The sequence below is a fragment of the Brevundimonas sp. KM4 genome, from assembly GCF_000964075.1.
GTDB classification, from domain to species: Bacteria; Pseudomonadota; Alphaproteobacteria; order Caulobacterales; family Caulobacteraceae; genus Brevundimonas; species Brevundimonas huaxiensis.
This window is the reverse complement of the sequence record NZ_JZRG01000008.1, coordinates 151,325-170,276: the sequence shown is the minus strand read 5'-3', so window position 1 is coordinate 170,276 and position 18,952 is coordinate 151,325. Positions and strand designations below refer to the sequence as shown.

At 67.1% G+C, this 18,952-nt stretch carries 17 protein-coding genes and 1 pseudogene; 12 read left to right on the top strand and 6 right to left on the bottom strand.

Annotated features, from left to right (window positions below):
* Window positions 1-52 precede the first annotated feature (52 nt).
* From pstC to phoB, 5 genes are read left to right on the top strand one after another with little or no spacing between them, the layout of a single operon-like run.
* Complete coding sequence (gene pstC / locus VH88_RS05150; RefSeq protein WP_045810291.1) at window positions 53-1,483, top strand: phosphate ABC transporter permease subunit PstC; 1,431 nt, start codon at window positions 53-55, stop codon at window positions 1,481-1,483.
* Window positions 1,476-2,780 carry a phosphate ABC transporter permease PstA gene (gene pstA, locus VH88_RS05145; protein WP_045810290.1) on the top strand — a complete coding sequence of 435 codons (1,305 nt, stop codon included), beginning with the start codon at window positions 1,476-1,478 and terminating at the stop codon, window positions 2,778-2,780. Before pstC ends, pstA begins: the two co-directional genes overlap by 8 nt.
* 4 nt (window positions 2,781-2,784) lie before the next feature.
* Complete coding sequence (pstB, locus tag VH88_RS05140; protein WP_045810289.1) at window positions 2,785-3,732, top strand: phosphate ABC transporter ATP-binding protein PstB; 948 nt, start codon at window positions 2,785-2,787, stop codon at window positions 3,730-3,732.
* A 4-nt stretch (window positions 3,733-3,736) separates the two neighbouring features.
* Window positions 3,737-4,462 carry a phosphate signaling complex protein PhoU gene (gene phoU / locus VH88_RS05135; RefSeq protein ID WP_045810288.1) on the top strand — a complete coding sequence of 242 codons (726 nt, stop codon included), beginning with the start codon at window positions 3,737-3,739 and terminating at the stop codon, window positions 4,460-4,462.
* Window positions 4,463-4,482: 20 nt separating this feature from the next.
* The gene (gene phoB, locus VH88_RS05130; protein ID WP_017505977.1) at window positions 4,483-5,175 is read left to right on the top strand and encodes a phosphate regulon transcriptional regulator PhoB; all 693 of its coding nucleotides are present in this window, start codon (window positions 4,483-4,485) and stop codon (window positions 5,173-5,175) included.
* A 40-nt stretch (window positions 5,176-5,215) separates the two neighbouring features.
* On the opposite strand, the gene VH88_RS05125 is transcribed toward phoB, so the two are convergent.
* Window positions 5,216-6,139 carry an Hsp33 family molecular chaperone gene (locus tag VH88_RS05125; protein WP_039245336.1) on the bottom strand — a complete coding sequence of 308 codons (924 nt, stop codon included), beginning with the start codon at window positions 6,137-6,139 and terminating at the stop codon, window positions 5,216-5,218.
* A gap of 188 nt (window positions 6,140-6,327) precedes the next feature.
* On the opposite strand from VH88_RS05125, the gene VH88_RS05120 reads away from it, so the two are divergent.
* The 4 genes and pseudogenes from VH88_RS05120 to VH88_RS05110 all read left to right on the top strand — a co-directional run bounded on the left by VH88_RS05120 (window position 6,328) and on the right by VH88_RS05110 (window position 10,798).
* Window positions 6,328-6,867 carry a hypothetical protein gene (locus VH88_RS05120; RefSeq protein WP_045810287.1) on the top strand — a complete coding sequence of 180 codons (540 nt, stop codon included), beginning with the start codon at window positions 6,328-6,330 and terminating at the stop codon, window positions 6,865-6,867.
* Between the two features lie 121 nt (window positions 6,868-6,988).
* A pseudogene (locus VH88_RS16705) lies at window positions 6,989-7,516 on the top strand (HAD family hydrolase); the annotation flags it as partial.
* A gap of 120 nt (window positions 7,517-7,636) precedes the next feature.
* Window positions 7,637-8,881 (top strand): phosphoglycerate dehydrogenase, encoded by a 1,245-nt coding sequence (gene serA, locus VH88_RS16580; protein WP_354040528.1) that lies wholly within the window; start codon window positions 7,637-7,639, stop codon window positions 8,879-8,881.
* A gap of 114 nt (window positions 8,882-8,995) precedes the next feature.
* The gene (locus VH88_RS05110) at window positions 8,996-10,798 is read left to right on the top strand and encodes an autotransporter domain-containing esterase (RefSeq protein ID WP_045810285.1); all 1,803 of its coding nucleotides are present in this window, start codon (window positions 8,996-8,998) and stop codon (window positions 10,796-10,798) included.
* 22 nt (window positions 10,799-10,820) lie between these two features.
* Here the strand turns inward: VH88_RS05110 and VH88_RS05105 are convergent, their stop codons facing one another.
* A complete protein-coding gene (locus tag VH88_RS05105) occupies window positions 10,821-11,384 on the bottom strand; it encodes a GGDEF domain-containing protein (RefSeq protein ID WP_045810284.1) in 564 nt (187 codons plus the stop codon).
* A 183-nt stretch (window positions 11,385-11,567) separates the two neighbouring features.
* Between VH88_RS05105 and purE the strand changes: the two genes are divergently transcribed.
* A complete protein-coding gene (gene purE / locus VH88_RS05100; protein WP_045810283.1) occupies window positions 11,568-12,059 on the top strand; it encodes a 5-(carboxyamino)imidazole ribonucleotide mutase in 492 nt (163 codons plus the stop codon).
* Window positions 12,060-13,142, top strand: a complete 1,083-nt coding sequence (locus VH88_RS05095; protein WP_045810282.1) for a 5-(carboxyamino)imidazole ribonucleotide synthase — start codon at window positions 12,060-12,062, stop codon at window positions 13,140-13,142.
* Between the two features lie 248 nt (window positions 13,143-13,390).
* Here VH88_RS05095 and VH88_RS05090 read toward each other — a convergent pair whose 3' ends face one another.
* On the bottom strand, window positions 13,391-14,038 hold the full coding sequence (locus VH88_RS05090; RefSeq protein ID WP_045810502.1) for a COQ9 family protein: 648 nt from the start codon (window positions 14,036-14,038) through the stop codon (window positions 13,391-13,393).
* A gap of 188 nt (window positions 14,039-14,226) precedes the next feature.
* Between VH88_RS05090 and rpsU the strand changes: the two genes are divergently transcribed.
* Window positions 14,227-14,469 (top strand): 30S ribosomal protein S21, encoded by a 243-nt coding sequence (gene rpsU, locus VH88_RS05085; protein WP_026108547.1) that lies wholly within the window; start codon window positions 14,227-14,229, stop codon window positions 14,467-14,469.
* A gap of 166 nt (window positions 14,470-14,635) precedes the next feature.
* Here rpsU and VH88_RS05080 read toward each other — a convergent pair whose 3' ends face one another.
* From VH88_RS05080 to VH88_RS05070, 3 genes are all read right to left on the bottom strand, one after another.
* Complete coding sequence (locus tag VH88_RS05080) at window positions 14,636-15,994, bottom strand: ABC transporter permease (protein ID WP_045810281.1); 1,359 nt, start codon at window positions 15,992-15,994, stop codon at window positions 14,636-14,638.
* Window positions 15,991-16,938 carry an ABC transporter ATP-binding protein gene (locus VH88_RS05075; protein ID WP_017505988.1) on the bottom strand — a complete coding sequence of 316 codons (948 nt, stop codon included), beginning with the start codon at window positions 16,936-16,938 and terminating at the stop codon, window positions 15,991-15,993. The genes VH88_RS05080 and VH88_RS05075 overlap by 4 nt, the downstream gene beginning before the upstream one ends.
* A 74-nt stretch (window positions 16,939-17,012) precedes the next feature.
* Window positions 17,013-18,899 (bottom strand): CocE/NonD family hydrolase, encoded by a 1,887-nt coding sequence (locus tag VH88_RS05070; protein ID WP_231576581.1) that lies wholly within the window; start codon window positions 18,897-18,899, stop codon window positions 17,013-17,015.
* Window positions 18,900-18,952 lie beyond the last annotated feature (53 nt).

Genomic DNA, 18,952 nt, shown 5'->3' with positions numbered 1-18,952 from the left:
TCCCGATGTTCAGGACCGTCGTCGATTCGCGCACGGCGCTTCGGACTTCTGAATGATCTGGATTTATCTGCTGATCCTCGTCGCCTTGAGTGCGGCCGCCTTCCTGGGCGGACGCGCGTTGGCGCGTCGTCGTGCGATCGGCGCAAAGCCCCATTCCCGCCCCGGCCAGCACGGCGCCTATGCGCTGATCTGGGTCGCCGCGCCGGCTCTGCTGGTCCTGATCCTGGCTTCGGTGTTCGCCGCCCCGCTTCAGCGTCAGCTGACGGCCGCCGGCACGCCTGATGCAGTCGCTGCGCTGGAGCCCTTCCGTCGCGACGCCTTCTTCGCCGACGCCCACCGCGTGGGTCGTGGCGAGCCCGCCATGCAGATTTGGGAGCGTCCGCTGGCCGAAGAACTGCCGGTCGAGGCGCGCCGCATGGTTCGTATCGAACGCACCCTGTCGTGGGGCGGCGGCGTCGCCGCCATCCTGGCCGCCGTCTTGGGCGGACTGTTCGCCCTGACGCAGATCAAGCCTCAGACGCGCGCCCGCAACCGGGTCGAGGGCTGGATCTACGGCGCCCTGTTCGTCTGCTCGGCCATCGCCGTCCTGACGACCCTGGGCATCATCGCCTCCCTGGCCTTCGACAGCTTCCGCTTCTTCCAGAAGGTGCCGGTTCTCGACTTCCTGTTCGGCACCCAATGGAGCCCCCAGATCGCGATCCGCGCCGATCAGGTCGGGTCGTCGGGCGCCTTCGGGGCCGTGCCGCTGTTCGCCGGCACCCTGCTGATCATGGTCATCGCCATGTGCGTCGCCGCGCCGATCGGCCTGCTGTCGGCCATCTATCTGTCGGAATACGCCGGCCGCACGACCCGCGCGGTGATCAAGCCGCTGCTGGAGGTTCTCGCCGGCGTGCCGACCGTCGTTTACGGCTTCTTCGCCGCCCTGACCGTCGGGCCCGTGCTGCGGGTCCTGTTCAACGAGATCGGCCTCTTCCTGATCGGCGGACCGCTGGACGGACTGGGCCAATACCTGGCCATGGTTCAGAACCAGATGGCCCTGACGGCCGGCGCGGTGATGGGCATCATGCTGATCCCGTTCGTGTCGTCCCTGTCCGACGACATTCTGAACGCCGTGCCCCAGTCGCTGCGTGACGGCTCGTTCGCCATGGGTGCGACCAAGTCCGAGACGGTGAAGCGGGTTCTGCTGCCCGCCGCGCTGCCGGGCATCGCCGGCGCCCTGCTGCTGGCGGTGTCGCGCGCCATCGGCGAGACCATGATCGTGACCATGGCCGCGGGCCTGGCCGCCAACCTGACCTTCAACCCGCTGGACACCGTCACCACCGTGACCGTGCAGATCGTGACCCTGCTGACCGGCGACCAGGAGTTCAACAGCGCCAAGACCCTGTCCGCCTTCGGCCTGGGCCTGACCCTGTTCCTGGTGACGCTGATGCTGAACATCATCGCCCACCGGATCGTGCAGACCTATCGGGAACAATATGACTGACGCGACCCCCGATCAGATCGCCGGCGCGGCCGCCAAGGGACGTTTGGACCGCCTGCGAGCCGGTCTGAAGCGTCGTCACGCCAAGGAAACGCGCTTCAAATGGTATGGCCGCCTGGCCATCGCCGCCGCCATGCTGTTCCTGGCCGTGCTGCTGGTCCGCATCGTCGAGCAGGGCCACACCGCCTTCTACACCCATACCGTCACCGTGCCGGTCTTCATGGACCCGGCGCGCGTGGATCGCGCCTATCCGCAGGGCTCCAACTTCGAGCAACTGGCCGCCGAGCAGCAGTTGGTCCGCATGGGCATTCCGGACGACGCGGCCGGGACCAAAGCCGCACAGATGAAGCGGTTGTTCTCGTCGGAGCTGAAGTTCGTCGCCGCCGACCTGGTCGCCAAGCGCAGCGAAGTCATCGGCGAGACCGTGCCCTTGGCCGTGCCCTTGTCCGACGACGCCGATCTGTATCTGAAGGGCGAAATCTCCAAGGCCACGCCCGAGGATCAACGCCGTCTCACCGATCAGCAGATCGCCTGGCTGGACCGGATGAAGGCCAGTGGCGTGATCGGCTCGCACTTCAATACGGCCTTGTTCACCAAAGGCGATTCCACGCAGCCCGAGCTGGCGGGCGTCCTGGGCGCCGTGGTCGGGTCGGCCCTGATGCTGATGGTCACGGCTCTGATCGCCATTCCGCTGGGCGTCGGCGCGGCTATCTGGCTGGAAGAGTTCGCGCCCAAGAACAAGCTGACCGACATCATCGAGGTCAACATCAACAACCTCGCGGCCGTGCCGTCGATCGTCTACGGCCTCTTGGGTCTGGCCCTGTTCATCAACTGGATGCATCTGCCGCGCGCCAGCCCCATCGTCGGCGGTCTGGTCCTGGCCCTGATGGCCCTGCCGACCCTGGTCATCGCCACCCGTTCGGCGCTGAAGGCCGTGCCTCCGTCGATCCGCGAGGCCGCCCTGGCCATGGGCGCATCCAAGACCCAGACGGTGTTCAGCCACGTCCTGCCGCTCGCCATGCCCGGCGTCATGACCGGCGCCATCATCTCGATGGCCCATGCTCTGGGCGAGACCGCGCCGCTGCTGCTGATCGGCATGGTCAGCTTCGTGCCGGGCGTGCCGCACGCCATCGACCAGCCGGTCGGCGCGCTGCCCTCGCTGATCTACATCTGGGAGAACGCCTCGGAGCGGGCCTTCCACGAACGCACCGCTGCGGCGATCATCGTCCTGCTGGTCTTCATGATCATCATGAACGCGGCGGCCATTATCCTGAGGCGGCGCTTCGAGCGTCGGTGGTAAGAGAATGAAATTCCGTATTTTCCGCTCCGCCGAGGACCAGACCGGCGCCGGCTCGGTCGATCCGACCGAAGCGCCGCGCATGGGCGGCCAGGTCCTGCCCGAAATCGCCCCGTCCAAGGGCGCAGCCGCCGAACCGCGCATCGAGGACGCCACGCCCCGGTCGGGCCTCGCCGTGGTCGACAGCCCGCCCGTCGGTCCGATCAAGATCGCCGCGCGCGACGTCTCGGTCTTCTATGAGGGCAAACAGGCGCTCTACGACGTCTCGCTGGATATTCCGGACAAGACCGTCACGGCCCTGATCGGCCCGTCGGGCTGCGGCAAGTCCACCTTCCTGCGGACCATGAACCGCATGAACGACACCATCGCCGGGGCCAAGGTCACGGGCCGCATCGCCATGGACGGCGAGGACATCAACGACCGCTCCATCGATCCGGTGCTGCTGCGCGCCCGCGTCGGCATGGTGTTCCAGCGTCCGAATCCCTTCCCGAAATCGATCTACGAAAACGTCGCCTACGGGCCCAAGATCCACGGCCTGGTGTCGTCCAAGGCCGAGATGGACGAGGTCGTTGAGAAGGCTCTGAAGCGCGCCGGCCTGTGGGACGAGGTCGCCGACCGACTGCAATCGTCGGCCATGGGTCTGTCGGGCGGTCAGCAGCAGCGTCTGGTCATCGCCCGCGCCATCGCCGTGAACCCCGAGGTCATCCTGATGGACGAGCCCTGTTCGGCGCTGGATCCCATCGCCACGGCGCGGATCGAGGAGTTGATCGACGAACTGCGCGAGCGGTTCTGCATCGTCATCGTCACCCACTCGATGGCCCAGGCCGCGCGCGTGTCGCAACGCACCGCCTTCTTCCACATGGGTCGTCTGGTCGAGACCGGGGACACGGAAGACATCTTCCAGAATCCGCGCGAACGGCGCACGCTCGACTACATCACGGGACGCTTCGGCTAATCCGATGAACCAGCACACCGTCAAAGCCTATGGCGACGAACTGAACCAGATCACGGCCGAGATCGCCCGCATGGGCGGTCTCGCCGAGGCCCAGGTCGCGGACGCCATCGACTCCGTCGCCCGGCGCGACATCGCCCTGGCCCGCGCCGTGGTCGAACGCGATCTGAAGCTGGACGCCCTGCACCGCGATATCGAGAAGAAGGCGATCCGCCTGATCGCCCTGCGCCAGCCGGTCGCCAGCGACCTGCGCCGCACCCTGGGCGCCATGAAGATCGCCACCGACCTTGAGCGCACCGGCGATCTGGCCAAGAACATCGCCAAGCGCGCGCTGATCCTGGCCGAAGCCCAGCCGATGCAGCCCCTGACCCGTTCGATCGAGCGGATGGGCCGTCTGGTGTCGACCCGCCTGCGCGACGTGCTGGACGCCTATACGGCCTCGGAAATCGATCGCGCCGTCGCCGTCTGGCAGACCGACGACGAGGTCGATGAGCACTACAACGCCCTGTTCCGCGAACTGCTGACCTACATGATGGGCGATCCGCGCACGATCGGCGCCTGCACCCATCTGCTCTTCATGGCCAAGAACCTGGAGCGTATCGGTGACCACGCGACCAACATCGCCGAGACCGTCCACTACGAGATCACGGGCGAGGACATCGTGGGCGAACGCCCGCGCGCCCAGCCCACGGCTGAGGATTCCGATCCGACGCCGAACCTTTCGACGCACTGACCCGAGACCGGAGACCCGACGTGCAGCCCTATATCCTTGTGATGGAAGACGAGGACGCGCTGGCGACCCTTCTTCAGTACAATCTCGAAAAGGAAGGCTACGACGTCGCCGTCGCCGCCGACGGCGAGGAGGGCATGCTCCAGATCGACGAGCGTCTGCCCGATCTGGTTCTGCTGGACTGGATGCTGCCCAAGCTGTCGGGCATCGAGGTCTGCCGTCGCATTCGCGGCAAGGCCGAGACCCGCAACCTGCCGATCATCATGCTGACGGCGCGCGGGGAGGAGAGCGACCGGGTTCGCGGTCTGGACACCGGCGCGGACGACTATCTGACCAAGCCCTTCTCGATGGTGGAGCTGATCGCGCGCATCCGCGCCGTCCTGCGCCGCATCCGTCCGGGTCTGGCTGACGACCGTTTGAACCACGGCGACATCGTCGTGGATCGCGTCTCGCACCGGGTGAAGCGCAACGGCAAGGAGGTCCATCTGGGCCCGACCGAGTTCCGCTTGCTAGACCACTTCATGCAGCACCCGGGCCGGGTGTTCAGCCGCGAGCAGCTGCTGGACGCGGTCTGGGGATCGGACGTCTATGTCGAGGCCCGCACCGTCGACGTCCACGTCGGTCGCCTGCGCAAGGCCCTGGCCATCGCCGACGAAAGCGCCAATCCCATCCGCACGGTTCGCTCGGCGGGCTATTCGCTGGATCTGGAAGGCTGAGATCAAAAAAGGGCGGCTCCCCGGAGCCGCCCTTTCTCGTTCAGATTTGCTCCGCGACCACTTCGTCGGGGTCCAGCGCATAGACCGTGGCGCAGTATTCGCAGGTGACGCGAATCTTGCCGTCGTCCTCCAGCATCTCGGCGCGCTCGGCCGGATCGAAGGACGCGAGGACCGAGGTGATCCGTTCGCGCGAGCAACGGCAGACGGCCGTCAGTTCTCGCGCGCCCTCCAGCCGCACGCCGTCCTCGTGGAACAGGCGGAACAGCAGCGTCTCGGGCGAGATCGTCGGATCGACCAGCTCGTCATCGCCCAGCGTCCCGAACAGGGCTCGCGTGCGGTCCCAGACTTCTTCGGTCGAGCCGCGGGCCTCGTCGCCGGCGATGATCTGGATCATCGCGCCGCCGGCGCGCCATTGCGATCCGGCCTCGGTCTGAACCTGGCCGACGGCCAGACGCACCTTGGTCGGCACCTGTTCTGACTGCTGGAAATAGTGTTCGGCCGCCAGCGACAGGCTTTCGCCCTCGATCGGCGTGATGCCTTGGGTGCGCTCGAAGTCCGGGCCGCGATCCAGCGTCATGATGAAGACGCCTTGGCCCAGCAGCGAGCGGGCGCCGGGGCGGGCGAACCCCTGCGACGCCTCGGCGACCTCAGCCTCGTCATAGCGGCAATAGCCGCGCAGCGATCCGTCGGTGCCGTAATCGGCGACGACATAGCGCACGGGGCCGTCGCCCTGCGCCTGGACCAGCAGGCGACCCTCGAACTTCAGGCTGGAGCCGATCAGGGCCGCCAGCGCGCAGGCCTCGCCCAACAGGGCGGCGACCGGCTCGGGATAGGCGTGGGCGGCCAGGATTTTGTCGATGGTCGCGCCCAGGCGAACCAGGCGACCGCGCACGGGCCAGCCTTCGATCTGGAAGGCGGCGGCCAGATCGTCGGAAACGGGAATGTTGGGCGCGTGATCGGTCACGGCGAGGTCCTTTGGGGCGTCATTTGGGGATCGCGGCTATGTAGGCGCCCGTAAGCGACTTGATAAGGGGGCTAGTCCGCCGGGTCTTGGGAGAGGGCGACGGAACCGATTTCGGCGCGGATCGCTCTTTTGGCTCAAGCGGAGCCGTCGCTCCGTTCAAGACGCCAATAACTGAAGAGGTTCCGCCGATGATCCGCGACATCGATCCGATCGAAGAGATTCGCAAACACCCCGGCATCACCGCCGGCAGCCTCCTCGCGGTCGCGCTCGGCGCTGTCGCCGTCGTCTATCTGACGCAACGCAGCGGCCCCACCCGTTACCAGCGCATCAAGTCGCGCATCGACCCGCGCGGCTGGGTCGATACGTCCGAACTGCGCGACCGTTTCCACGACGCCGTCGACGCCTTCCGCCACCGCGCCGAGGATGTGGGCGAACGCGCCGGCGCCTTTTCGCGCGACGCCCGCCACCGCGCCGCAGACAGCGCCTACGATTTCCGCGACCGCGCCGACGACTGGTTCCGTTCGGCCCGCAAGGACGGCAAGAAGGCGTTGAAGAAACATGGCAAGACGGCGCGCCGCTATGCTGACGACGCCGGTCAATATGCGCGTGATCACGCCCGCGAAGGCGGCGCGCTGCTGGCGGTGGCGACCATCGCCGCCGCCGTCGGCGCAGCGGTGCTCGAAAGCCGTCGTCCTGACAGTCACGTGCATCGCATCGCGCGCTTCTGATATTTTCATGCCGCCCGTTGTGAAAAAATCGCGACGGGCGGCAAACTTTTAGCGCATCTGCCCACAGTGAGCAGCATCGCTCGGCTTTGCCGCAGGCGCGAAGGCCGCTAAGACGCCGCCCATGAGCGCGCGCCCCACCCTGATCTTCGACTTCGATTCGACCCTGGTCGATTTCGAAACCCTGGAAGCCTTGGCCGACATCGCCCTGGCGGATGCGCCCGGCGCTGCCGAAACCCGCGCCCAGATCGCCGCCCTGACGGATCAGGCCATGGCCGGAGATATCGAGTTCGGCGAGGCTTTGCGCCGCCGGCTGGCTCTTCTGCCGCTGACCCGCGCCCATGTCGCCGCCCTCGCCCAGAGCGCGTTGGACCACCTGACGGCGTCTGTGCGGCGCAACCTGAATTTCTTCCAGCAGAACAAGGGTAAGGTCGTCATTCTCTCCGGCGGCTTCCGTGAGGTGATCGCGCCCGTCGCCGAAGAGCTGGGCGTCTCGCCCGATCGCGTGCTGTGCAACGATCTGATCTACGACGCCGACGACCGCGTGATCGGCGTGGACGACGCCAACCCACTGTCGCACGCCAATGGCAAGCCGACCGCCATTCACAGCCTGAACCTGTCGGGTCGCGTCGTCATGGTGGGCGACGGCTGGAACGACGCCGAGGTCAAGATCGCGGGCGCCGCCGACGCCTTCTACGCCTTCACCGAGGTCGTGCGCCGCGCGCCGGTGGTCCAGGTCGCCGACGCCGAGGCCGCGTCGCTCGACGAGGTGCTGCATGCCGAAGGCCTTGTCGGCCGTTGGTCCTTCCCGCGCAGCCGCATGAAGATGCTGCTCCTGGAAAACATCCACCCCGCCGCCGTCGAGCGGCTTGAGGAGGCGGGCTATTCGGTTGAAACCCAGAAGGGCGCGCTGGACGAGGACGATCTGATCGCCGCCATCAAGGGTGTCCATGTCCTGGGCATCCGTTCCAAGACCTCGGTCAGCCGCCGCGTGCTGGAACAGGCCGATCGACTGATGGCCGTCGCCGCCTTCTGCATCGGCACCAACCAGATCGACCTGGACGCGGCCTCGGATCACGGGGTGGCGGTGTTCAACGCCCCCTATTCGAACACCCGCTCGGTGGTCGAACTGGCCATCGGCCTGATGATCGTTCTGATGCGCGACGTGGCGGACAAGTCCGCCGCCATGCATGTCGGCAAGTGGAACAAGTCCGCCACCGGCTCAAAGGAGCTGCGTGGCAAGACCCTGGGTATCGTCGGCTACGGCGCGATCGGCAGCCAGCTTTCCGTTCTGGCCGAGAACTTGGGCATGCGGGTGCTGTTCTATGACCTGTCAGAGCGCCTGGCCCTAGGCAATGCGCGCCGCATGCGCTCGCTGGACGCGCTGCTGGCCGAAAGCGACGTGGTCACCCTGCATGTCGATGGTCGCAAGGAAAACGCCAATATCTTCGGTGCGGCTCAGTTCGGCCGGATGAAGGAAGGCGCGTTGTTCCTGAATCTGGCGCGGGGCCATGTGGTCGATGTCGGAGCGCTATCTCAGGCGATCGGCTCTGGCCGGGTCGCCGGCGCCGCCGTCGATGTCTTCCCCGAAGAACCGCGCACCAACGCCGACCCCTTCGAGAGCCCGCTTCAGGGCCTGCCCAACATGATCCTGACGCCGCACATCGGCGGCTCGACCGAAGAGGCGCAGGAGGCCATCGCCGAGTTCGCGGCCGAACGCCTGCTGGGCTATCTGAACCGGGGCGACACGACCTTCAGCGTCAACCTGCCCAACGTCCAGCTTTCCGAAGTTTCGGGCGCGCACCGCATCTTGCACATCCACCGGAACCAGCCGGGCGTGCTGGCTGAACTGAACCGCGCCCTGGCGTCGGCGGGCCTGAACATCCTGGGCCAGCATCTGAAAACGGACGAGCGCACGGGCTATGTCATCACCGATGTGGATCGCGACTACGACCCGGAGGCGCTGCGCGAACTCAAGACGGTGCCGGGCACGCTGAAGTTCCGCACGTTGCAGTGATACGTCGCTCGCAAATATCTTCTCAAAGCTGACCTCGCGGCATCTTGCGCTCTGCGCGAACTGGCGCATCCTCACGTCGAACGGCCGCGCAACGACGGCTGCGGGAGGAATTTCATGTCACGCTTCATCACCGGCGGCGCCGTCGCCGCTCTGGCGCTTGCCGCCTGCACCTTTGCCGGCTCGGCCTCGGCCCAGACTTACAACCGTCTGGTCGTCTTCGGGGACAGCCTCAGCGACAACGGCAACCTGTTTCTGATCTCGGGCGGGACCCAGCCGCCGTCGCCGCCCTATGCGCGCCGCTTCTCGAACGGTCCGACCTTCGTTGAACTGCTGGGCTTCAACGCCGCCAACTTCAACGGCTCGGTCACGGGCAGCATCAACTACGCGTTCGGCGGTTCGCGCAGCGACGCCTCGGCTGGCGTGCCGTTCGGCATGCTGAACCAGCTGTCGCGCTACACCGCCGCGGGCGGCCGCTTCAGCTCGACCGATCTGGTCAGCGTCCTGGGCGGCACCAACGACATCTTCCAGGGTCTGCCCGCCGCCGGCGCTTCCGCCAGCCCGGTCGCCGCCATCACTCCGGTCGCTACCACGGCCGCCGCCAACATCAACAGCCTGGTCAACACCGTGGCGGGCGCGGGCGCCGGGACCATCCTGGTCACCAACCTGCCCAAGCTCAGCCTGACGCCTCAGTTCCGCGGCACGACCGCCGCGCCCCTGGCCGACTTCGCCGTCACCACATTCAACACCGCGCTCCAGACCAATCTGACCGCCACGGCCGCCGCCCGCCCAGGCAGCAACATCATCATGATGGACCTGTACAAGATCGGCGACAACCTGGCCGGCAATCCGGGCCTGTTCGGCATCACCAACATCATCCAGCCCTGCTTCAACGGCGTGACGGTCTGCACGAACCCCGACAGCTATTTCTACTTCGACGGCGTCCACCCGACCGCAGCGGGCCACCGGATCATAGCCCAGCTGGCGGCCGACTACCTCTACTATGGCGACATCGGCGCCCAATCGACCCTGCAGGGGGAGACCGCCTATCGTCACCGCGAGGATGCTTTGGACGCCGCCGGCGAGGCCCTGTCGGGTCGTCAGCCGTGGGAGGCCGGCGTGTCCGTCACCACCTCGGCCCTGATCGACAGCGTCGACACCGACGCGCGCGGCTCTGTCACCAGCTCGTCCAGCGACGGCTGGGGCGCCCGTATCGCGCTTGAGGCCGGCCCCTCGGCCAACTGGCGCTTCGGTCTGGCCGGCACGGCGCGTAACACCGACGTCGAAAGCCAGGCGCTGCAGTTCAACGTCGAAAGCTTCGGCCTGGACGTCTATGGCGGCTGGCGCTCGGGCGATGTCTTCGTCAATGCTGCCGTCGGCGTGGCGCGCGACAACATCGACGACATCGAACGCACCACCAGGCTGGCGCCGATCGTCCACACTGCCGAAACCCGCGCGCTCAGCAGCGGCGCGCGTCTGCAAGGCGGCATGTGGTTCGACATGGGCGGCGTCGCCCTGTCGCCCCGTGCGGCCCTGGCCTATGTGTCCAGCGACGTGGACGGCTATTACGAACAGGGCGTCGGCGCCCAGTATCAGTACGGCGACCGCACGGTGAAGGCCCTGACCGGCGAGGTCGCCTTGCGCGCCGAAGCCGAAATGGGCGGGTTCGGCCTGTTCGCCGAAGGCGGCTACCGCGACGCCCTGGACGACAGCTCCGATCCGGTGCGCGTCGGTCTCTACAACAGCCCGGCCCAGGTGCTGTCGCGCGAGATCGACGATTTGTTCGGCGGCCAGTTCCTGGCCTCGGCCGGCGTCGAGGGGTCGGTCGGCCCGGTCAAGGTGACGGTCGGCTATCGCGGCCGCTTCGGCGACCACGCCGACAGCCACATGGGCGGCATTCAGCTGAAACTGCCGCTTTAAGCGGCAGGGGCGGGAAGGGGCCTCAGCGCCCCTTTTTCCTCACCCACATGGCGGCGTCGGCCTCGGTCAGCCAGACCTCGGCGTCGGTATGGCCGTCCCAGGCGCGCACGCCGAACGAGCCGCCCAGTTCGGTCTTCTGGCCGTCCCAGACAAAGCCTTCGGTCTTCAGCGCCTCGGCCAGCTGACGCGCCTTGGCCCGGCCCTCTTCATAGCCTGCGTGCAACATCAGCAGGGCGAACTCGTCGCCGCCCAGCCGGCCCACCGCATCCGACTCGCGCAGGTTGGCCAGGAACAGCTCGGCCACCGCGACCAGGGCCGCATCGCCGGCCGCATGGCCCAGGTTGTCGTTGACGCTCTTGAATCCGTCCATATCCAGATACAGCAGCACCGCCGGCACCCCGTGCCGCTGGCAATAGGCCATGGTCCGCTGCATGGCCGTGATGAAGCCGCGCCGGTTCAGGGCGGGCGTCAGCACATCGTGGTCGGCGGCGGCCTCGGCGGCGGCGGCGCGTGTCTTCCACGCTTCCAGCTCGACGCGCAGGCGCGCGATCTCGGCGGTCAGGTCGTGTTCGGCCACGTCGGTCACGGCGCAGGGTTGGCTCCGAAGGCGCGACTCAGTCTGCGTCGCGCGGTCGAACGATGGTAGAGCGTGATCCGCCGACATTGAAGGCCGACATTCCGGGCCGACCCGGCTGAAATCACGGTGTTGCGGTTGCGGGCGTCACCCGCGTGCTGTAACCGGCGCCTTTCCGCGAGGGGCCTTGCAGACATGGCGACTTCCCAAACCCCGGTGGCGATCATCATGGGCAGCCGGTCCGACTGGCCGACCATGAAGCTGGCCGCCGATCGCCTGGATCAACTGGGCGTCGCCTGGGACGCCAAGGTCGTCAGCGCCCACCGCACGCCCCAACGCCTGGTCGAGTTCGCCACGGGCGCCAAGGCCGCCGGATACAAGGTCATCATCGCCGGGGCCGGGGGCGCCGCCCATCTGCCCGGCATGGCCGCCTCTATGACCGAACTGCCGGTGCTGGGCGTGCCGGTCCAGTCCAAGGCGCTGAAGGGCATGGATAGCCTGCTGTCGATCGTGCAGATGCCGGCCGGCGTTCCGGTCGCCACCCTGGCCATCGGCGAGGCAGGCGCCGCCAACGCCGGCATCCTGGCCGCCCAGATCCTGGCCCTGTCGAACGAAGAACTGGCCGGACGCCTGGCCGCCTTCCGCGCCGCCCAGACCGAATCCGTCGCAGAAACCGTCGAGGACTGAGTGCCTGATCTTCCGCTTCCCCCCGGTTCGACCCTCGGCATCATCGGCGGAGGCCAACTGGGCCGGATGCTGAGCCAGGCCGCCTCGCGTCTGGGCTTCGATGTCGTGATCCTGGACCCCGAGGCCGACAGCCCGGCCGGCCGGGTCTCGGCGCGCCAGATCGTCGCCGCCTATGACGACCCCAAGGCCCTGTCGGCGCTGGGCCGCGCCGCCGATGTCGTCACCTTCGAGTTCGAGAACGTGCCGGCCGAATCCATCGAGCGTCTGGCCGAGGCCGGCGCCCTCGTCGCGCCGGGACCGACGGCGCTTCGCGTGTCGCAGGACCGGGTGGACGAAAAGACCTTCCTGAACGCCGTCGGCGCCCCGACGGTCGCCTTCGCCGTTGTCGACACGCTGGACGATCTGGTCGTCGGCCTGACCGAACTGGGCCTGCCCGCCCTCTTGAAGACCCGCCGCGAAGGCTATGATGGCAAGGGCCAGGTCTGGATCCACGCTATCGAGGACGCGCCCGCCGCCCTGGAAAGCCTGGGCGGCCGCCCGGCCATCCTGGAGGCCAAGGCGACCTTCGTACGCGAACTGTCGGTCATCGCCGCCCGCGACTGGGACGGCCATATGGCGGTCTATCCGCTGGGCGAAAACCGGCACGAAGGCGGCGTCCTGCGCACCACCCTGGCCCCCGCCGCCGTGGATGAGAAGACGCAGGTTCGCGCCCGCGCCATCGCCGAGGCGATCCTGGACGGGCTGGACTACGTCGGCGTTCTGGGCGTCGAACTGTTCGACCTCGGAGATGACGTGCTTCTGGTCAATGAGATCGCCCCGCGCGTTCACAATACCGGCCACTGGACCCAGGACGGCTGCGTCTGCGACCAGTTCGAACAGCATATCCGCGCCGTCGCCGGCTGGCCGCTCGGCCCCACGACGGCCCACGCCCGCATCGAAATGACAAACCTGCTGGGCGACGAGGTCGAGGACTGGCGCAAGCTGTCGGCCAAGTCCGACGAACGCCTTCACCTCTACGGCAAGGCCGAGGCCCGCCCCGGCCGCAAGATGGCGCATGTGAACCGGGTGTTGGGCGTGGTCTGATCAGTCGACCTTAGTCGCGTCACATCGCACGACATTGAGCAGGCCGTTGGGAATCGGTTTGCTCTCAACCCAGCAGACCTTCGGTTTCACTTGTGACGGCGGCTCTGGGTAAGAGAGTGCGCCCAAAAGCGCAGATCCGGCCAAAACGCCTAAGCCACTTAAGACGATAGTCTTTTGCATCCTACACTCCCCGTTGGAGTGAAGGGGTCGCATGGGCTGCGCTTTTCAGCAACCTTGACGCGTTCGCTTTACACCCTCGCCCCATACCGCATGCGGCTCAGCGCATCGCTGACCTTTCGGAACGGCGCGTCGAAGTCCTTGCCCGCCTTCCACTTCTCGAAGGCCATGACGTTTTCGATCCGGCGGGCGACGAAGGCTTCCGCCGCTTCGCGTCCGTCGAACCAGCGCAGGGTCAGGGCGGGAATCAGGATGCCCGACAGGATCGTCCGCTTCGAATAGTGATTCCAGTCGGTCGCCTCGTCCCCAGCCCAGCGCCACAGATGATCCGCGCTCTCCCAGGCCAGTTTCAGCCCCAGGTCGGCGTTGACGGGGAGGGCGAGGAAGGCGGCGCAGCGACGCGTGGCCTCCAGATCGGCGGCGCCCGCCTCCATCCGCTCGGACACGGCGCGGGCGATTCGCTCGCGGATCTTCAGCGACTTGGCGTCGATCTCACCCAGAGCCGCCAGCGCTCGCGCATCGTGGCGGCGCGACAGCAGGGCCGCCAGATCTCGCGCGCCGTTGGGCAGCAGCAGTTCCTCGTCGCCCTGCGACAGGCCGCACGCCTCACAGGCTTCGCGCACCAGACGCGCGTTCCAGCCCAAGGCGGGCGCGCGGGCGATGGCGGCGTCCAGCACGGTCTGTTCGGTCCGGTCGGCCCAGTCTGTCGTCTCGGTCATAAGGGCGATCATACGCCGGTCGTCATGGCGTTTCGAGCCTTGAAGAATGGTCGCGACGATCTGGACAGAAGGGGGCGGCTCGTGTATCAGCGCGCCTTCATCCGAGAGCCCGGCTGTCGGAAGACGATTTTATTTTGTTCGCCCGTCTCCCTCACAGGACGCGGCGGGCGGCCAAAGGAGAGTTTAACCTGGTTCAGATTTTCGTTCGCGACAACAACGTCGACCAAGCGCTGAAAGCCCTGAAGAAGAAGATGCAGCGCGAGGGCAGCTTCCGTGAAATGAAGCGCCACGTGCACTTCGAGAAGCCCTCGGAAAAGCGCGCTCGTCAGAAGGCTGAAGCCATCCGTCGCGCCCGCAAGCTGGCGCGCAAGCGCATGCAGCGCGAGGGCCTGCTGCCCGCGCCGAAGCCGCGCGTTCCCGGCGGTCGTTAAGACCCCGGCGAAAGCCGAAAGATTTAAGGCCGCTTCCCGAAGGAAGCGGCCTTTTTCTTTGCGTTTCGTTTCTGCGGAGCGTGGTTGAGGACTCTTGAAGTCCCACCGAAGAACCGCCGCGCCACCTCCCCATCGCGACGCGACGGGGAGGAGATAACCATGCCGCCTACGCCCGCCCGGTGATCGCCCGGCCAAAGCTCTTCCAGCTCAGCTTCACGTCCGAAAGCGCGCCGGCGCGGAAGGCCCGCCCGGCGATCCACACCATGAAGGCGGCGGTCGCGAACATGCCGATCAGCGTCAGGATCACCTCCACCAGCGGCGGGTCGCTGGGCGCGCGCGCACTCATCAGGAAGGGGGTGAAGAAGGGGACCCAGGACAACACCTTGACCACCGGCGCATCCGGACTGGTCAGGGCCATCTGCATCACCAGGATCGGCACGACCAGGATCATCATGATCGGCCCCATCAGGGTCTGGGCGTCGCGCGGCGTCTCGCAGAAGGCGCCGATGGCCGCGAACAGCACCGCATACATCAGGTATCCGCCGACCATATAGGCGAAGAAATAGAAGATCAGGCCGTCGTGCAGCAGCACCTGTCCGACCGTCGCCGCCGTCTCGGGCGAGGCCGAGATAAGGGTGAAGGCGCCGATCCCACCCCAGACGCCCATGACCGTCAGGGTCAGCAGCGCCACGCCCAGCACCTTGCCCGTCAGGATTTCGGTCGCCGAGGCCGAGGACAGCAGCACCTCCAGGATCTTGTTCGACTTCTCCTCCATCACGCTGTTCAGCAGGATGGAGGCCCCTGTGATGACCAGCGACCACAACAGGAATCCGACGCCCAGGCCGATGAAGGACGGGATCCGGTCACGCATCGACACCTCGCCCCCGCTGGCCGCGCTGGGCGAGAAGGACTTCACCTCGGGCCGGAAGGTCTGAACCTCCTGCGCCACGGCCGGGGCGACCCCGGCGGCGGTCAAAAGCTCGGTGCGTCGCGCATCGCGCAGGGCGTTGCGGACGAAGCCTGAGACGTCGTTGTCGGTGGCGCGCGCGGTCCAGACCTGGGCGGCGGGCTTGCCGTCCGTGCGGCTCAAGAACACCACGGCGTCGAGGCGTCTGGCCTTCGAGGTCTGCTTGTCCAGCGCCTTGCGGATCGCCTCGTCACGCGCCGGGCCGACGGCGTCGGCGATGGCGGGCGGTACATCGACCAGACGGATCTTGGGGCCGGTGATGGAGGCGACGGCGCGCCCGGCGCCCGCCTGTCCCTTTTCGGCGGCTTCGCGCAGGCGCTCGTTCTGACGATCCACATCGGCTTGCAGCGAGGCGCGCACAGCGGCGGCCAGACCCGTCGCATTGGGGCCTTCCTCGATCACCGCCACCGACTTGATCGGCTCGGACGCCTTGATCAGCGCCGGAATGCCGCCGCCCAGCACGGCGAACAGCGGAAAGGCCAGAAGCGACAGCCAGAAGCCGACGGTCTTGGCGTAGGCGACATATTCGCGTCGCGCGATCAGCAGGGTGCGGTTCATCGGACAGCCTCCACGGATGCGACGGGTTGGTCGGGATGGTCCCCGGTCAGGCCGATGAAGGCGTCGTGCAGCGTCGGCTCCTTCAGCGCGAAGCCGCGCACGTCCAGCCCGTTCAGGAAGGCCGTCTTCAAGGTGTCCTGGCCCCCGGCGCCGGGCGCCAGGGCGATCTTCAGGCGACGCACGCCATCCACGTCGGACAGGGTCTCGACGCCCGCCACGCCGGGCAGGGCGGCGGCGGCGTCCGCGCTGATCGCCCCATCCAGATCCAGGAAACGCGGCGACGTGGCCTTGGCCTGATCCACCGTCCCCTCGAACGCCTTCTTGCCGCGCGCCAGCAGCACGACCTTGTCGCACAGCCGCTCGGCATGCTGCATCACGTGGGTGGAGAACAGCACCGTGGCGCCGTTCGCGGCCAGTCCGCGAATCATCGCCTCCAGACCCTGCTGGTTCATCGGGTCCAGACCAGAGAACGGCTCGTCCAGAATGACGAACTCGGGCTGGTGCACGACCGAGGCGATCAGCTGCACCTTCTGCGCCATCCCCTTGGACAGCTCCTTCATCTTCTTTTTCTGCGCTTCGCCGAGCCCCTGCTGCTCCAGCAGGGTCTTGGCGCGCTTGCGGCCCTCGGCGACCGGCAGGCCTTTCAGCGCCCCGAAGAAGGCGATGGCCTCGACCGGCGTCATCTTTTTATAGAGGCCGCGTTCCTCGGGCAGGAAACCGATCCGGTCGCGCACCTTGCGCCCGTCGTCGGCGCCCAGGATCTCGATCCGCCCCGACGTCGCCGGCTGCAACCCCAGAATCATCCGCAGGGTCGAGGTCTTCCCCGCCCCGTTCGGCCCCAGAAAGCCGCAGATCGACCCCTTCTCGACCTGAAAACTCAGATCGCGCACGGCGTGGAAATCGCCGTATCGCTTGTTCACCCCATCCAGCGTCAACGCCGCCATGTCGCCTCCCAAATCCCTGTCGTCAGACTAGAATCCGACGACAGGGGACGCCAGCGACTTCGGCGCAGGGGCGCCTATTTCACCACAGGCAGGTCGATGTAGGAGGCGTCGTCGCCCGCGTGATGGACGGCGTTGTCGGCGACCACGCCCTGGCTCTCGGTCTCGTTCGGTCCGCCCGTGTTCAGGTTGCGCACGAACTTGGGGAAGTTGGAGCTGGTGACTTCGACCCGGATGCGGTGACCGGGCTGGAAGGTGTTGCTGATGGTCAGCGGCGTGGGCTGGACGGTCGCCACCTGGCCCGGCGTCAGGGGCGCGGGGCGGTCATAGCCGTTGCGATAGCGCGCCCGCATGATGGTGTCGCCCAGGATATAGGCCGTGCCGTCCGGCGCCACGTCCACCAGCTTGACCGCAAAATCGGTGTCGGGCGCAGAGGACGACACCTTCAGCACCGCATCGATGAAGCCGGTGACCTGCATCGGCTCGGTCAGCGCTTCCGACGTATAGACCAGTACATCGTTGCGCGCCTCGATCGGTCGCTGATCGAACGCCCCGGCCGTGACCAGGCCGCCGTTGCAGCAATCGCCGCCGCCGATGGTCTGGACCGGGTTCATGGGATCATAGCGATAGCGGTCTGCCGGCTCGCCGGCGGGCGGCGCCTGAAGGCTCAGCAGGCCGTCGCCGTTCAGACTGTTGGCCCCGCCGCCCGAGCGCAGATACATCCGCACCGTCTTGACCCCGGCCGGCGGCCACTGCGCGGCCGTGCGCCAGGCGTTTTCGCCCATGTTGAAATACTGCACGTGCGGCGTGCTCTCGGGGAAGGCGCGGCGCTCGCCCTTCAGCCAGCGATCAAACCAGGCGTGCACCAGGGCGTCGCTGTCGAAGGTGGCGTCGCCCAGCGGCCGGTCGCCCGACTTGTAGTTCGGCCCCAGGCCCCCGAAGGCGCAATGGTTGTTGGGGCCGACCACGACATACTGGTTCTCGGCCGCCTCGCGATCCTGTGTCGTGGACCGGGCGTGGTTAAACAGCTCCATGTTCGGCCCGATCGAGACGTCGTACCAGCTGTTGAACCACAGGGACGGCACGCCCCAGCCCATGTCGTCGTGATACAGGCCGCCCTGACGCCAGGCCGGATCGGACGGGGTGCGCGCGATCAGTTCCTCGAACGTGCCGGCCGGCTCACCCAGGTCCTTCAGCATCTCGTTGACCGGCAGATGCCGGATCTGGCTGGGCCAGTTCACATCCGGCTTCTTGGCGTCCAGGTCGTTGTAGCGGACGATGCGGGCGCGGGTTTCCTGATCGATATCCATCGGAATCTGGGCGCGCTGCGGATTGTCCACGCCGTACAGCCACACGAAGAACAGGTTGCGCGGCACGCCCCCTGTGTACCAGTTGCCCTGTTCTTGGAACCGTCCGACCTTGCCGATGCCGGCGCCCGAGGCCTGGGGCACCATGGCGGCGTGGGCCGGGTGGTTCTGGGCCGCCAGGGCCAGCTGCCATTCGGCGGAGGACGAACAGCCCAGAGTGCCGACCTTGCCGTTCGACCAGGGCTGGGCCGCAATCCACGTCAGGGCGTCATAGCCGTCGGTCTGGGGATAGCCCAGGATCTGATAGTCGCCGCCCGAGAAATACCGTCCCCGCTCGTTTTGGATGACGAAGGCATAGCCTTTGCTGACCCAGCTCAGGGCAGAGCGCGTGGTGCGGGCGTTGTAGGCCAACTCGTTATAGGGCGTTCGCACGAACACCGTCGGCAAGGGGCCGGACGCGTTCTTGGGGCGATAGACATTGGTGGCCAGCCCCACGCCGTCGCGCATCGGCACCATGACCGCCATCTGCACATCCGCCAGGCGCGACAGCTCGGTCTGTGCGGCGGCGTCGCTGTAGCGCCCATAATCCTGCGCAAAGGCAGCGATGGGCGTGGCGGCCAAAAGGCCCGCGACGACGGCGGCGACGATCTTGTTCATATTCATCCCTCCCTGAACGAGAGGGGACACTAGGACGTTTGCCGCGCCCGTCG

Bases quoted from the DNA above. Each gene is read 5' to 3' on its own strand.
- VH88_RS05070 (WP_231576581.1), bottom strand. From the start codon at position 18,899: ATGAACAAGATCGTCGCCGCCGTCGTCGCGGGCCTTTTGGCCGCCACG.
- purE (WP_045810283.1), top strand. From the start codon at position 11,568: ATGGCGACTTCCCAAACCCCGGTGGCGATCATCATGGGCAGCCGGTCC.
- pstB (WP_045810289.1), top strand. From the start codon at position 2,785: ATGAAATTCCGTATTTTCCGCTCCGCCGAGGACCAGACCGGCGCCGGC.
- pstC (WP_045810291.1), top strand. From the start codon at position 53: ATGATCTGGATTTATCTGCTGATCCTCGTCGCCTTGAGTGCGGCCGCC.
- pstA (WP_045810290.1), top strand. From the start codon at position 1,476: ATGACTGACGCGACCCCCGATCAGATCGCCGGCGCGGCCGCCAAGGGA.
- VH88_RS05080 (WP_045810281.1), bottom strand. From the start codon at position 15,994: ATGAACCGCACCCTGCTGATCGCGCGACGCGAATATGTCGCCTACGCC.
- VH88_RS05110 (WP_045810285.1), top strand. From the start codon at position 8,996: ATGTCACGCTTCATCACCGGCGGCGCCGTCGCCGCTCTGGCGCTTGCC.
- phoU (WP_045810288.1), top strand. From the start codon at position 3,737: ATGAACCAGCACACCGTCAAAGCCTATGGCGACGAACTGAACCAGATC.
- VH88_RS05075 (WP_017505988.1), bottom strand. From the start codon at position 16,938: ATGGCGGCGTTGACGCTGGATGGGGTGAACAAGCGATACGGCGATTTC.
- VH88_RS05090 (WP_045810502.1), bottom strand. From the start codon at position 14,038: ATGACCGAGACGACAGACTGGGCCGACCGGACCGAACAGACCGTGCTG.
- VH88_RS05120 (WP_045810287.1), top strand. From the start codon at position 6,328: ATGATCCGCGACATCGATCCGATCGAAGAGATTCGCAAACACCCCGGC.